Origin of the sequence: Acetobacter okinawensis JCM 25146 (assembly GCF_000613865.1) — a bacterium.
Classification (GTDB): domain Bacteria; phylum Pseudomonadota; class Alphaproteobacteria; order Acetobacterales; family Acetobacteraceae; genus Acetobacter; species Acetobacter okinawensis.
In genome coordinates this window covers 14,828-27,922 of the sequence record NZ_BAJU01000023.1, presented here as the reverse complement: position 1 = coordinate 27,922, position 13,095 = coordinate 14,828, and the positions used below count along the sequence as shown (strand labels likewise).

Here is a 13,095-nt window from a genome sequence, read left to right as displayed (position 1 = left end):
TTTTTCTCAGGCCTGCTCTGGCGGATCAAAGCTGGTCAGTTCATCCACGTTATAGTCCAGCAGGCTTTGCAGGTGCAGTGCGCCATCCTGCACAAACAGGCTGCGCCCGATGCAGGTCGTCAGTTTTTCTACCCCAAAGCGCATGCCGCTAATGGTTGCACCGGCAAGGCCCATGCTGGGCATGGCGGAGAATGTAAAGTTGTAGATGCACTGCATCATCGGGGCGAGCGGGTCGTTAGCATCAAGCGGTTGGAACTGGAACGCGTTGCTCAGGTACGGGTGGCTGCCCAGCAGAGCGCTCTGCTCATCAGCCGGGGCTTCAAACCGGTCTTTCCACAAGGCAATGCGACTGGCCATGCGTGCAAGCTCGGGCCGCTTGGTCAGATCAATGATAAAGCCTGTGCCGATAATGAGGAAGTCAAACGTCATCTCACCGTGCGGGGTGGTGACAACCACAGCGCCGTTTTCCTCCCGCGCGGCAGTCCATGGTGTGCCGGTGTGGTAAGCAAAATTGGTGTATTTGCGGCACCGCCAGAACGTGTCCTGCGGAGGGGGCTGGTTCAGGTCATAAATCTTGTACATGAACCGCCAGCGCAGCAGGTCTGGCAGATCGGCCAGATAGCTTAGAAAACCTGCGTTTTCCATCCAGCGATAGGGGTTGACTGTGGGGATCTGCTTGCGGCGCAGGCACAGGTCCACGCTGGCGGCTCCGTGCTCCAGTGCGGTAGCCGCATTGTCAAAAGCCGAGGCACCAGCGCCCAGAACACCAATGCGCTTGCCACGCAGGGACTCAAAATCAATCTGCTCGCAGGTATGGGCGTACCGGCTTTTTGGCACCCCCTGTCTGATGAAGTCGGGCACATGCCACGCGCCACCGCCCTCTATGCCTGTTGCCAGCACAACGCGGCGCGCCCACACTACCTGCTCGGCACCACCGGCACAGACAAAGGTCAGCCTGAGCAGACCATCTTCCCACGCAATGTCGCTCAGCCGGTGTTCGTTGCGGACCGGCAGGTCCAGCACGGTGCGCAGCCAGACCAGATATTCCTGCCAGTCATGGCGGGAAATCTTGTCCAGATCACGCCATGCCTGCTCGCCGTATTTTGCCTCAAACCAGGACTGGGGAGTCAGGCTGGGAATACCAAGGTCGGGCCCAACCACATGCTTGGGTGTGCGCAGGGTAATCATGCGCGCAAAGGTGACCCACGGCCCTTCCTCCCCCTGTGGGGCCAGATCGAACACACAGGTATTGGTCACCCCGCGCCGCCGCAGCCCGAAGCACGTGGCAAGCCCGCCCTGCCCACCACCAATAATGGCAACGTCGAGCACATCCTTGCCATTGTGCTGCTGGGGAATACACCAGTTGCCCGAGGCAAACTGGATTTTGGCAAGGTCGTCCCGGACGCGTCTGTTAAGCTGTTCCATACCTGTTTATCAGTCCACGTTATGCGTATCGGGAATCCTGCGTGGTTCCTGATCGCGGCAAATAAAATCAGACTTACTGTTTCACACACGTATCGTTCTTGTATATGACTTAATTCAGCATGGTGCGTTCGCAAAAAGAGAGCAAAAGCTGATGCCCGTTTTTTCCCGCTTCTTGCGGTACTTCATGGCCGTTGCCCAGCATGGCTCTATCAGAAAAGCCTCTGACGAGCTGCATATCGCCGCCTCCGCCATAGACCGGCAGGTGTTGCAGGGCGAAAAAATTCTGGGCACCCAACTGTTCGAACGCCTGCCATCGGGACTGCGCCTGACCACGGCGGGGGAACTGCTGCTGACCTCCTGCCGCCGCTGGTCGCGGGACCTGAACGCCCTGCAAACCCAGCTCGACAACCTCAAAGGTCTGCGGCAGGGCTCCACGGATATTCTGATCCCCGACGCCCTGACCAAAGGCTTTTTGCCCACCCTGCTGGGCAGGCTGCGCCAGACCCACCCGGGCATTATGGTCAGCGTGCATGTGCGCAAAAGCCATGACATGGGGGAACTGCTGGTCAAGGGGCATGCAGATTTTGCGCTCATGTTCAACCCCGGCCACATGCGCGAGTTGAGTGTGCGCACACACAAGGAAATTCCGCTCGGTTTTGTCTGCCTTCCCTCCCACGAAATTGCGGACATGGAGGAGGCACGGTTCAGCCTTGCAGCCGAATACCCCATGATCGTACCCACACCCCCACTGGCCCTGTGGCGACCCATTGGCGTGCTGGAGGCGGAAACGGGGGTCAAGGTCGCAACCGTGGCCAAGGCTGACAATATTCAGATGATAAAGTCCATGGTGCTCGAAGGGGCAGGTGTTGGCATTCTCAGCTACCTTGATGCCTATGACGAGGTGCAGAAAGGCCAACTGGCCTTTACCCCCATTGTCAACCGCAAGCTCCCACCCCTGACACTGGCCCTGTGCGTGGACCGCTCCCGCCAGCTTTCCACTGCGGCACGCTTCATTATTACCGAGATTGAAAACTTTTTTGCCGACCAGTTCTAACGGTCAGAGAGCCCCCCGCCATGCCCCATACCCCCACCCGTCACGCCATACGAGGCAGTTATGTAACCTTCCGCGCAGACCCGTTTGCCGCACCCGCAGCCGACGCGCTGGTGCTGGAGGAGGATGGGCTGATTATTATGGAGCACGGGCGCATTACCCATTGCGGCCCCTATGCTCTTGTGCGCGCGCATCTGGGGGAGAACACCCCCCTGACCCACTACCCGGACTGCCTGATTAGTGCGGGTTTTATCGATGCGCATGTACACTACCCCCAGATTTCGGCCATTGCATCATGGGGGGAGCAGCTTCTGCCTTGGCTGGAGCAGTATATTTTCCCCACCGAGGCGCAGTTCGCCAGCATGGACGTGGCCCGGCAGACCGCGCGGCTGTTCCTGTCCGAGTTGCTACGCAATGGCACCACAACGGCTGCGGTGTACTGCACGGTGCACCCCCAGTCGGTCGATGCGTTTTTTGAGGAATCCGCACGCCTTGGCACCCGCATGATCGCGGGCAAGGTGCTGATGGACCGCAACTGCCCCCCAACCTGCAGGACACAGCCCAAAGCGGGTACGACCAGTCAGCCGCACTTATTGCGCGCTGGCATGGCACGGGCCGCCAGCTTTATGCCGTAACCCCGCGCTTTGCCATAACCAGCACCCCCGAACAGCTTGAACTGGCAGGCGACCTGCTACGCCGCACGCCGGGGCTGTACATGCAAACCCATCTGGCCGAAAATCTGGACGAAATAGCCGCCGTACGCAGCCTGTTCCCCCACCACAGCTCCTATCTGGACGTGTATGCAAAAGCCGGGCTGGACGGGCCACGCGCCATATTTGGCCATGCCATCCACATGAGCGAGCATGACTTTGCGCATTGCCACCACTCCGGCTGCACACTCGCCCACTGCCCCACATCCAACCTGTTCCTCGGCAGTGGGGCCTTCCGCCTGTTTGATGCACTCAAGCCTGACCGCCCCGTGCATGTGGCATTAGGGACGGACATTGGAGCGGGCACGTCGCTCTCCCTGCTGGCTACAATGGGGGAGGCCTACAAGGTGTCTCTCATGGCGGGGGATACGCGCCTTTCTGCCGCACAAGCACTCTGGCTGGCAACGGCGGGAGCCGCACGCGCCCTGCACCTGCATGACCGGATCGGCCATATTGCTCCGGGCATGGAGGCCGACCTGTGCGTCATGGACCCCCATGCCACACCGCTTATGGCCCAGCGCAGCGCCCGCACCACCACATTAGCCGAGCGCCTGTTTACCCTGATGGTGCTGGGCGATGACCGGGCCATCCGCGCCACATGGGTCAATGGCAAAGTCGTGCACAACCGAGCAGAAGCGGCCTAAAACGCCGCCACGCATCCATCGCTCCGCGGGTCTGCCGCTCCCTCAAACAGGCCATTGGCATGGCGCACCACAGCGCCTGCGTGGCCCATCATGCTGGTAAAGGGAGCAACGCGCTCCACCTCATGCCCGGCCTGTTCCAACCGGGCCAGAACACCTGCATCAAACCGGCTTTCGAGCTTGAGCGAATGGCTGTTACTGCCCCATGTGCGCCCCAGCAGCCAGCGCGGCGCGGTAACGGCCTGCTGTATGGGCACACCAAACATGGCATAGCGTGTGAACACGGCAGCCTGTGTCTGTGGCTGGCCCTCGCCCCCCATGGTGCCGTACACCATGACCCGGCCATCATCAAAACGGGCCAGAGCGGGGTTGAGGGTATGGAACGGTTTGCGCCCGGGCACAAAGGCGTTCCACGCCCCTTCCCCCAGTTGGAAGGACGCCCCACGGTTCTGCCACAGCAGCCCTGTTTGCGGCAGAAACACCCCGGACCCGAATTCAAAATACAGGCTCTGGATCATGCTGACAGCAACGCCTGAGCGATCCACAGCCCCCATCCATGTTGTATCCCCCATCTGCGACGGAGCAGGCCATGGCATGGCGCGGTGGGGGTCAATGCTGGCAGCCATGGCGCTCAGCCGGGCATCATCATCAAGGAAACCCTGCGCGCTCTCAGTCATCCAGCGCGGGTCGCCCACATGCGCGTTGCGGAAGAGGAAGGCATGCTTGGTCGCCTCTACCAGTGCATGCACATAGGCAAAGCCGTCCACCTCCTGCACTTTAAGTTTTTCAAACAGTTTGAGAATGGCAAGGGAGGCAACGCCCTGTGTTGGCGGGGGGGCGTTATACACCTGCGCCCCTGCCACGCGCGTATGCAGGGCGGCGGGAGTGGCCACCGCGTGATGGGCAAAGTCCTCCGCGCGTAATGGGCTGCCCGCATGGGTCAGGTCATTGAGCAGCCTGCGCCCTACATCCCCGGTGTAAAAGCTCTCCAGCCCATTGTGGAGCAGGCTTTGCAGGGTCTCGGCCAGTGCAGGGTTCTTGCGGATATCCCCCGCACGCGGCAGACATCCATCGGGCGCATACGCCGCCGCAAAATGGGCGTTTGCCAGCAGTTCGCCCTGTTTTTCAGCCAGCAGGGTGGCCTCGCTCAGGCTCAGGGCATATCCGTTTTTGGCATACCAGATGGCATCTTCAAGCACCGCATCCAACGGCAGAGCAGGCTGGAGTGCCGCACTGCGCGCCAGTGCCGCCTGCCAGCCTGAGACGGTACCAGCCATGGTGTTGGCAGCCCATCCCCCGCGCCATGGCACGCTGGTATGCCCCGCAGCCGCGTAATCGGCAGCACTGGCGTGTAGTGCGGCAGCCCCGCAGGCCTCCAGCACCTCCGTGCGCCCATCGGGGTAGGAGATCAGCCAGAACGCATCCCCCCCCATGCCGGTCATATGCGGGTAAACCGCACACAGTGTTGCAGCCATGGCGGTTACCGCCTCCAGCGCCGTGCCACCTTTTTTAAGGATCTCCAGACCACTCTGGCTAGCTAGATGGTGGGGGGATGTGACCATCCCACGGGTTGACTGAAAACTATGCAGCATGGTCTTGGGCGGCTCCCGCTCTGGTCTGGCCTGTGTGTCAGCACACAATAACCCGCTTTTACGCAAGCCCCCCCTAAACAAAAAAAGCACGCCCCCATTGCCACGGAGCGAGCGGTCCAGAGCACACCGCACACTCCCCCCGACCTGCCACCTTTGCGCCTGACAGAAGGCGCAAAATCTGACAACCATAATACCCGGACACCACCGCCAGCAGGACCACACGCCATGCCAGACCACGGACCACACCGCCGCCAGACAGAGCAGCCGACAACAGCCCTGCCAGCCGTTTATCTGGCAGGGCCAGGTGTCTTCCGCCCCGATGCACGCGCACACGGGGCCGCACTGGTAGCAAGCTGCGCCCGCGCGGGCCTGCGCGGGCTCTACCCGCTGGACGCAGACCTAAACCCGCAGGCCCATGCCAGCCCTACAGCCCTTGCCACAGCCATTGCCCGCGCCAACATGGCGCTCATACGCCAAAGCTGCGCTGTTATTGCCGATCTGACCCCATTCCGTGGCCCCAATGTGGATGACGGTACAGCGTTTGAAATCGGATATGCCCACGCCCTTGGCCTGCCCGTTTTTGGCTACGCCAGCACAGCCACCCCCATGGCCTCCTACCCCGAGCGGGTGCTGGCCTGCGGGGGTAGCATGGACAGGGTCCTGCGCGATGGCCACGCCACGCTGGTCGATGATAACGGCATGGTGGTGGAAGATTTTGGGCTGCCAGTTAACCTGATGATTGCGACAGTCCTTGGCGATTGTGGTACCATTTTCTCCTCGGCACAGGCGGCCATCATGGCGCTGGCGGCCTCTCTGGCCGCACAGCGCACCCCCTGAGCAGCCACCCTGCCGGGCGTTTTTGTGCCCGTCTGCCTGCTGTTTTCCCCGGCAGGGGTAGCGCATGCACACACAACTCCCTTATGCTGCTCCCCTGATCCGCCAGTTAAAACACACGTCAGGAACATACAGCTTGAAACGTAGAGACCTGTTTGCGGCCTCTCTGGCAGCCGGGATGATGGGGGTTGCACGCCGTGGCTGGAGTGCCGCACCAGACGGAACCGCCCCTCAGGCAGCCGCAGCCCTTGGCCGCACGGCCCTGCATGGCACCATCCCCCGGCTGGTGCCTATTCGCGCCCATGCCGACCAGATCATGGACATCAAGGTTTGCCTCCGCCCTTTCCGCCCGGCGGGGCCACGCATGGACGTGGAACACGTGGCAGGCAAAACCGTTGTGCATAATTACGGCCATGGTGGCAGTGGCTGGTCACTCTCCTGGGGGGCAGCGTATCTGGCGGTCGGGCATGCGGCGGCAACACTGGAGCGCAGAGTTGCGGTTATTGGCTGTGGTATTATCGGCCTGACATCGGCCCTGACCGCACTGCGCGCGGGGCTGGATGTGACCATCTATACCCGCGACCTTTTGCCCCATACCCCATCCATGCGCGCAAGCGGGAGCTGGACCCCGGACTCCCGCATTGCCCTAAGCGCACAGGCCAGCCCAAACTTTGCCCGAACATGGGAGCAGATGGCCCGTTACTCCTTACAGACCTACCGTGATGACCTTGGCCTGCCCGGCAACCCGATTGATTTTCGCGACAATTACACCCTGTCCGACACACCTCTCGATGCCGCCGACCATGCACCCGCCCCGACCGATCCGGGCAAAGGCACCTTTGCCACCACAGGTGCCCCTCAGAGCAGCGCCGAATTCGCCTCATATGCCGGCCTGATTGCAGACGTAACCCCCGCACCCGAACTGCTGGCCGGGGCGGACAACCCCTTCCCCGTAGCCTATGCGCGGCGCACACCGCTCATGATTTATAATTTTGGTGCTTACGCCCATCTGCTGCTCTCGGAGTTCCATCAGGCCGGGGGGCGGATTGTTATCCGCGAGTTCCATAGCCCGGCCGATCTGGCGGACCTGCCCGAGCGTGTGGTCATCAACTGCCCCGGCTATGCTGCGCGGGAATGGTGGAATGATAAATCCCTCATTCCCATTCGCGGCCAGACAAGCTGGCTCCCCCCTCAGCCGGACGCGCCTTATGCTCTGGACTACAAAGGGGTCGCCATGATCTCCAAATCCGATGGGGTGATGATCTCAGGTTATGATCAGAACGGTCTGGGGCTGATGGATGGGGTCGGCAACATCTCCGAACGTCCGGACAGGGCAGAGGCGCAAAAGGCCATTGCGGTGGTTGAAGACCTGTTCGCCCGCTTTCAGCCACGCAACGGATAAAGGCTTATGTTTACCAATTCTCTGCTGCGCACATCCCTTATGGCCTGCGTGCTGGGCAGCCTGAGCCTGCACCATGGCGCATGGGCGGAGCCGCACACACATACGGGCAACCGGGGCAACGCCGGGCAGCCTCTCTCCTTCTCAGCCGAACAGGTGGCGCATGGTGCGCAGATTTACGCCACAACCTGCGCTGCCTGCCACGGCCCCGACCTTGCCGGCGGGCATGATGTACCCGATCTGGGGCCCTATTTTACCACCCGCTGGGCCAGCACACCGCTGGACCGGCTGGCCAGCGCCGTGTCCCACGCAGCCCCTCTTATGCCGCCACAGGATACTGCCGCCCTTGTGGCATTTATCCTGCACCATAATGGGGTGACATCTGCCAGCAATGCCCCCCTCCCCATGGAAGAGGCCCGTCTGGCCAATATTCGCTTCCCCGCCCCGGCACCCCCCACCACGTCAGGCAAGCCCCATGGGCGGTAAGCGGGGCCTTTAACCCCGCCCCTTATGCTCCCGCTGCGAGAGCTGCGTTGCAGCGGACATAGGAATCCTTGTCCCGGAAAATGAACAGCACATAGTAATCCAGCGCGCGCCACGCCTGTGGGTGGTGTGCGTGTAAAAAGGGTACACGTCCTGCACCGCTCCATAGCCCGCAGGGAGTGGCTCTGACGCGACAAGCGTGTTGACCCGGAACAGCGGCACATAAACATGCACAGGTCCGGGGTTACGGCGCACATGCCACAGATGCCTGCGGAACTTGCGCAGCCGGTCAGGCAGGATGAACACCATATTCTCCTCAATAAACCGTTCATCCGGCTGGGCGCGGCGGAGGTAGCGCGTATCCTCCGGCATGTCGCAAAAAAATTGTAGCCCTGAATAATCATGCCCCACTTTTAAGCACCCGACGCGCCAAGGAACAGTCCACCCTGCGCGCTTGCCCCTATTTTTTGCCTCACCCCACCCCCATGGGAGCAAGAAAGCCGTTGTGCGCGCACGCCAAACAGCCATACTGCACGCGGTCCGCAACAAAAATGAGGAGCCACACCATGGCCCTGCCACGCATTTGTTCTTTTATGGCTCCCGGCGCGCTGCTGTTTGTAGCGGGGTGCGCGACACAGACTCTCCCCATAAACCCTGCGGACAACACGGTATATGAGGCGCGCGGGAACGAGCCATTCTGGAACCTGAGCATGGCAGCTGGCACGCTGGTCCTGAGCACACCCGATGGCCCCCGGCTGACGCGCACCATAACCCGTGCCTACGCGCGCGCTCACACCCGTTATTACGAGGCCCAAGACCTGAACGTAGCCATGACCACCACCCCCTGCCAGGACAGCATGAGCGGGCAGATGTTTACGCAGACTGTGCGTGCCACCACGGGCGGGCGCACACTCCACGGGTGCGGCGGTGCGCTTGTCGCCCCCACACGCCTGAACGCGACACGCTGGGTCGCCACCGAACTGGACGGCCACAAGCTCAAAAACGGCATACTCCCAGCCGACGCGCATGACAGCGCAACAGACGAAAACCCCAACCCCGCGGCAGATATGTTTACCCCCACGCTCGATATTAACGAGAGCGGCAAGGTGTCCGGCTCTGATGGCTGCAACCGCTATACGGGCGGGCTGGTGTTTGGTGCGCATGGCCGTGTGGAGACCGCTCCACAGGTGGGTATAAGCACACTCATGGCCTGCCCGGGCGCACACGCCAGCACCTCTACTACATTCCTCAGCCTGCTGCACAACGCACACACATGGACCATTGAGGACAGCAGCCTTGTACTGCACACGCCAGATGGCAGAACCATGCGCCTGCGCCAGACATTCTAGCCACTACAGGTGCCTGTCCCACACGGCGTGCAGGGGGCAGGCTGGCACGGCTGAGAGTAACCGCAGGCCGGGCCTGCGGCACATGCATGCTTAAAATTCACACAAGCCCGCCTTTGTGGAAGAGCGGGAAAAACACGATTTTTAACTATAATTTTAAAAAAAGTTTTCATGACGTAACCAAATTTTATTGTTAACGATAATTTTACATTTTTTGTGCAAAATGCGTGAGCGTATTTTCAGCATAACCTGCGCAAAAGGTTTTTGTCGCGCGCTCTGGCCCCGCATGGTTTTTTAAAACCTGCCTGTTTCAACCATTTTTTCAAAAGCGCCATCATGCCCAACACCCAGCTTTCAGGGCCGTATATTCTTACCAAAGCCAGATTTTACGATAAATTTGTGGAATTAACCCACGACAAAAGCCAAAAATTCCGCACAATCATGTACAGCATCAACCATGAGGAGCTTCTGGCTGTCACCCTACGCGCCTTCAAGGGGGCGCAACTGCGTGTTTCGGGCATTTTAAGTGTGGCAAAACGCCTTGCCGACCTGAACGACACACTGCCGTTTGAAGTGACATCCAGCCTGTACAAGAATTTTCTCAAAGCCACATCGCGCGATACCGGCATTTACACCAAGGTGACGTTTGCAGAGTATCTGCTCTATTCAATCCACTATGAGCAGTGCAAGGAAACCTACAACGCAGAGACGCTCATCCCCACCATTTACAGCCCGAACCAGCCGCTAGGCCGGGTTCTGGGCGGGCATATTGCGCTGGAAACTGTTCTGCTAAGCATCTGCCAGGCCAATGCCCGACGTTTGAATGAAACAGAATGGCTGGACGTGACACCAGACATGGATTGCCACACGCATATCATGCACAGCCTCCTCCGCCACGCCCTGCTCAGTTTTGAAGACGTGCAGGAGGAGTTCGAGCGCATTATGCTCTATGTCACGGCCTTTGTGTTTGACACGGTGCGCACACTCTCCACCGCTGGGGGGCCACCTCCAGCCCCGGACCCGCAGACGGAATAGGCAGCGCCTACCCCGCCTGCTGGCCATGCGCCTGTTCAGGCACCAGTGACCAGCTTACAGGTGCTCCGCACCCTGCGCGGCTGGTTGACCCTGCGGGGGCTGTGCCGCAGGTGCGCCAGAACTGGCTGGCGGGGTGCCTGCCACGCTACCCGGTGTTGTGGAGTGTTCCACATCATAGGCCGTGGCTTTCTGCTCGTATGTCCCTTTGGCTCCGGGGTGCTCCTGATCATAGAGCTTGGCCTTGATCCGGGCTTCCTTACGGTATTCGTGCCTGCGGTACATGCCTGTTATACACCCGGCAGTCGCGCCAAGCATGGTGTGGTTGGCCAGATGCCCGCCAACCGCGCCCGCCGCGCCGTATTTAAGGCAGCCACCCGGCTCGGCCTGTACAACAGTGGCTCCAACTGTTGCGGCCACAACGCCCGCCAGCCCCAGAGTTATCATGCGGTGCAGTGTCATACGCTCTCTCTTTTCCCTTCCCGAACCCGCCCGATATTGAGGGGGCGGGCTGTTTTGCATAACCCTATCTGGTGGCAGGATTATGGTTTTTAAAGCACCCCTGCTCCATGACCGGAAAAAGGGCGTGAGTGTGCCTGTTTTGCCTTGCTCACCTAGTATGGCGCGACTACCACAGAACACACCATGCCCGACATGCCCCCCACCATACCTTCCGTAGCTGTTTCTGCCCGCCGTATTCTGGTGCTGGGCATTCTGGCGGGGTATGTTGATGCGCTGAGTTTTGCCCATTTGGGCGGGCTGTTCGCCTCCGCCATGACCGGCAATACCACCCATCTTTCCGCCGCCATAGCCCATGCCAACACCCACCATGCAGTGCTGCTGATCTGTGTTCTGGCCATTTTTTTTGGTGCGGCTTTTATAGCAAGCCTTGCCCGCCTGCGGTGGGGGAGCGCCTATGGCATCGGGCTTATGGCCTGCCTGCTGCTTGTGGTGCAGGCCGCACAGTCGGGCAGCCACGCCCACCTGACCGAACTGGTGCTGCTCCCCGCCCTTATGGCGGTGCAGGGCGAGGGCATATCGCGTTTTTCGGGCAATGCCATCCAGACCGTGGTGATTACCAGCAACATGCTCAAATGTGCATCCGCACTGGCTGCGGCTCTGGCCATACGCTGCGGGGCGAGCAATGTTGCCCCACCTCCTGCGGGGAGCATTGTGCTGCCCGCACTCTCGTGGGGTGGGTTTGCCTGCGGGGCCATGCTGGGTGCGCTGGCCCTGCTATGGCACGCCCCCCTGCCCTTTTTGTGGCCCCTGCCGTGGCTGGCCATTCTGTACGTTGACATACGCAGGGCAAAAAGCACGGGCTAGGCCCTACACCGCCCGAAAATGCCACAATGCCATGCAACAGATAGCTGTTGACCCTCAAAACCAAAGGAGTAGTGTGACGCTGTCAGATTTGTGAATGAATCCGGCAGGTCCTGCACAGTAGGCATTCCCCGCCAGAACACCAGCAGCTCCTGCCTTACAGGCTACAAAAGGGTTTTTGGAATGGGCATTTATCTGTGCGTAACACTTCTGGGTCTTGACCTGATCGCTTACCTGCTGGGTGGCAACACCGCCGCTCTGGGCGTTGCGGTTGTGGCGTTCCTGGTTCCGGTTGTCATCATGAGCAGCTACACGCTGGCTCACATTGAAAAAGACGGCACGCCGGACGCTCACCACTGAGCTTTTGCGGATTATCCGTTAAAAAACCGCCAGCCTGTAAAGGTCTGGCGGTTTTTATGGTCTGGCGGTTAATGCAGGATCAATGCCCGGAATACATCGGCCAGCAGCGGCTGAATGACGTACTGAATGCCCAGCAGCACCACCATGGGGCTAAAATCCACCCCACCGGGTGTTGGCAGCACCCGCCTGACCGGCGCCAGAACAGGCTCGGTCAACCGCTCTAGGAACATGCCAATCTTCCAGACAAGCTGGTTACGGCTATCGAGTATGCCAAACGCATACAGGTTAACAAAAATACAGGATATAAGGAGAATCCAGCAGTAAATCTCCAGTATCCGCGTCAGCACCATGAAAAGCGAAAACACAAACACGATATAAAACCAGCTCCTTACGATCAGCCCAGAGGGCATACCACCCTTGGTTATACGCCCTACAATACAGCTTGACAGAAAAATCGTAAGCCCTGTAAACCACTGCCTGACAAACAGGCGGGGCTGTAGCTCAGATGGGAGAGCGCCTCGTTCGCAATGAGGAGGTCAGGGGTTCGATTCCCCTCAGCTCCACCAACCGCCTTGTTCTGTTGCTTTATTTCCTTGAAAAATTGCGGGTTTTACAGCCCCCTTACCCCACAGGTTAACACACCTGTCACTCCGGCATAGGGCCCCGGCCCACCGTCATCGCGCCCGGTTGCACAGGCGGCATCATACCCGCTTTTTGTAATCCAGCAGGTGTGGGGGCTTGGCAGGGCAGCTCTCAGGCTTTCAAGCATATTCCTGACCCGTGACCCTTCTGTTCTGGTAGCCCCATGTGCCAGCGCCGTGCCTGTAACGGGCGCGCAACCCATGCTGCACGGCACACGAACATATTCTTGAATATACAGATAATTTTCCAAAAAAACC

At 60.0% G+C, this 13,095-nt stretch carries 13 protein-coding genes, 1 tRNA gene and 2 pseudogenes; 10 read left to right on the top strand and 6 right to left on the bottom strand.

The window, feature by feature from the left end; all coding sequences use genetic code 11:
• Positions 1-6: 6 nt before the first annotated feature.
• Positions 7-1,425 (bottom strand): FAD-dependent oxidoreductase, encoded by a 1,419-nt coding sequence (locus tag JCM25146_RS10210; protein ID WP_025827757.1) that lies wholly within the window; start codon positions 1,423-1,425, stop codon positions 7-9.
• A gap of 151 nt (positions 1,426-1,576) precedes the next feature.
• On the opposite strand from JCM25146_RS10210, the gene JCM25146_RS10205 reads away from it, so the two are divergent.
• A complete protein-coding gene (locus tag JCM25146_RS10205) occupies positions 1,577-2,479 on the top strand; it encodes a LysR family transcriptional regulator (RefSeq protein WP_025827755.1) in 903 nt (300 codons plus the stop codon).
• 20 nt (positions 2,480-2,499) lie between these two features.
• Positions 2,500-3,830: pseudogene (gene guaD / locus JCM25146_RS18700) on the top strand (guanine deaminase).
• Here the strand turns inward: guaD and JCM25146_RS10195 are convergent.
• Positions 3,827-5,419 carry a gamma-glutamyltransferase family protein gene (locus JCM25146_RS10195; RefSeq protein ID WP_025827753.1) on the bottom strand — a complete coding sequence of 531 codons (1,593 nt, stop codon included), beginning with the start codon at positions 5,417-5,419 and terminating at the stop codon, positions 3,827-3,829. The pseudogene guaD and the gene JCM25146_RS10195 sit on opposite strands and share 4 nt — an antisense overlap.
• A gap of 225 nt (positions 5,420-5,644) precedes the next feature.
• On the opposite strand from JCM25146_RS10195, the gene JCM25146_RS10185 reads away from it, so the two are divergent.
• From JCM25146_RS10185 to JCM25146_RS18695, 3 genes are all read left to right on the top strand, one after another.
• Entirely contained in the window at positions 5,645-6,256 is a 612-nt protein-coding gene (locus JCM25146_RS10185) for a nucleoside 2-deoxyribosyltransferase (protein ID WP_051544192.1), read from the top strand.
• A gap of 133 nt (positions 6,257-6,389) precedes the next feature.
• Complete coding sequence (locus JCM25146_RS10180) at positions 6,390-7,655, top strand: FAD-dependent oxidoreductase (RefSeq protein WP_025827749.1); 1,266 nt, start codon at positions 6,390-6,392, stop codon at positions 7,653-7,655.
• Between the two features lie 6 nt (positions 7,656-7,661).
• On the top strand, positions 7,662-8,138 hold the full coding sequence (locus JCM25146_RS18695; protein WP_025827747.1) for a c-type cytochrome: 477 nt from the start codon (positions 7,662-7,664) through the stop codon (positions 8,136-8,138).
• 22 nt (positions 8,139-8,160) lie between these two features.
• Here the strand turns inward: JCM25146_RS18695 and JCM25146_RS18690 are convergent.
• Positions 8,161-8,539, bottom strand: a pseudogene (locus JCM25146_RS18690) (hypothetical protein).
• A 162-nt stretch (positions 8,540-8,701) separates the two neighbouring features.
• Here JCM25146_RS18690 and JCM25146_RS10160 point away from each other — a divergent pair.
• Together JCM25146_RS10160 and JCM25146_RS10150 are read left to right on the top strand one after the other, a co-directional pair.
• A complete protein-coding gene (locus JCM25146_RS10160; protein ID WP_025827745.1) occupies positions 8,702-9,484 on the top strand; it encodes an META domain-containing protein in 783 nt (260 codons plus the stop codon).
• 333 nt (positions 9,485-9,817) lie between these two features.
• The gene (locus JCM25146_RS10150; protein WP_148299043.1) at positions 9,818-10,516 is read left to right on the top strand and encodes a hypothetical protein; all 699 of its coding nucleotides are present in this window, start codon (positions 9,818-9,820) and stop codon (positions 10,514-10,516) included.
• Between the two features lie 54 nt (positions 10,517-10,570).
• Here the strand turns inward: JCM25146_RS10150 and JCM25146_RS10145 are convergent, their stop codons facing one another.
• Positions 10,571-10,975 (bottom strand): hypothetical protein, encoded by a 405-nt coding sequence (locus JCM25146_RS10145; protein ID WP_253518187.1) that lies wholly within the window; start codon positions 10,973-10,975, stop codon positions 10,571-10,573.
• 183 nt (positions 10,976-11,158) lie between these two features.
• On the opposite strand from JCM25146_RS10145, the gene JCM25146_RS10140 reads away from it, so the two are divergent.
• Positions 11,159-11,839, top strand: a complete 681-nt coding sequence (locus JCM25146_RS10140; RefSeq protein WP_025827740.1) for a YoaK family protein — start codon at positions 11,159-11,161, stop codon at positions 11,837-11,839.
• Between the two features lie 180 nt (positions 11,840-12,019).
• Entirely contained in the window at positions 12,020-12,196 is a 177-nt protein-coding gene (locus JCM25146_RS22910) for a hypothetical protein (protein WP_199897724.1), read from the top strand.
• 68 nt (positions 12,197-12,264) lie between these two features.
• Here the strand turns inward: JCM25146_RS22910 and JCM25146_RS10130 are convergent, their stop codons facing one another.
• Positions 12,265-12,567, bottom strand: a complete 303-nt coding sequence (locus JCM25146_RS10130) for a YggT family protein (protein ID WP_242401051.1) — start codon at positions 12,565-12,567, stop codon at positions 12,265-12,267.
• Positions 12,568-12,686: 119 nt separating this feature from the next.
• Here JCM25146_RS10130 and JCM25146_RS10125 point away from each other — a divergent pair.
• A tRNA-Ala gene (locus JCM25146_RS10125) sits at positions 12,687-12,762 on the top strand.
• 44 nt (positions 12,763-12,806) lie between these two features.
• On the opposite strand, the gene JCM25146_RS10120 is transcribed toward JCM25146_RS10125, so the two are convergent.
• Positions 12,807-13,040 (bottom strand): hypothetical protein, encoded by a 234-nt coding sequence (locus JCM25146_RS10120; RefSeq protein WP_148299042.1) that lies wholly within the window; start codon positions 13,038-13,040, stop codon positions 12,807-12,809.
• Positions 13,041-13,095: the final 55 nt, after the last annotated feature.

Excerpts from the sequence above, each read along its gene's own strand:
- JCM25146_RS10120 (WP_148299042.1), bottom strand. The coding sequence starts at position 13,040 with ATGGGTTGCGCGCCCGTTACAGGCACGGCGCTGGCACATGGGGCTACC.
- JCM25146_RS10185 (WP_051544192.1), top strand. The coding sequence starts at position 5,645 with ATGCCAGACCACGGACCACACCGCCGCCAGACAGAGCAGCCGACAACA.
- JCM25146_RS10145 (WP_253518187.1), bottom strand. The coding sequence starts at position 10,975 with ATGACACTGCACCGCATGATAACTCTGGGGCTGGCGGGCGTTGTGGCC.
- JCM25146_RS10160 (WP_025827745.1), top strand. The coding sequence starts at position 8,702 with ATGGCCCTGCCACGCATTTGTTCTTTTATGGCTCCCGGCGCGCTGCTG.
- JCM25146_RS18695 (WP_025827747.1), top strand. The coding sequence starts at position 7,662 with ATGTTTACCAATTCTCTGCTGCGCACATCCCTTATGGCCTGCGTGCTG.
- JCM25146_RS10210 (WP_025827757.1), bottom strand. The coding sequence starts at position 1,425 with ATGGAACAGCTTAACAGACGCGTCCGGGACGACCTTGCCAAAATCCAG.
- JCM25146_RS22910 (WP_199897724.1), top strand. The coding sequence starts at position 12,020 with ATGGGCATTTATCTGTGCGTAACACTTCTGGGTCTTGACCTGATCGCT.
- JCM25146_RS10195 (WP_025827753.1), bottom strand. The coding sequence starts at position 5,419 with ATGCTGCATAGTTTTCAGTCAACCCGTGGGATGGTCACATCCCCCCAC.
- JCM25146_RS10150 (WP_148299043.1), top strand. The coding sequence starts at position 9,818 with ATGCCCAACACCCAGCTTTCAGGGCCGTATATTCTTACCAAAGCCAGA.
- JCM25146_RS10140 (WP_025827740.1), top strand. The coding sequence starts at position 11,159 with ATGCCCGACATGCCCCCCACCATACCTTCCGTAGCTGTTTCTGCCCGC.
- JCM25146_RS10205 (WP_025827755.1), top strand. The coding sequence starts at position 1,577 with ATGCCCGTTTTTTCCCGCTTCTTGCGGTACTTCATGGCCGTTGCCCAG.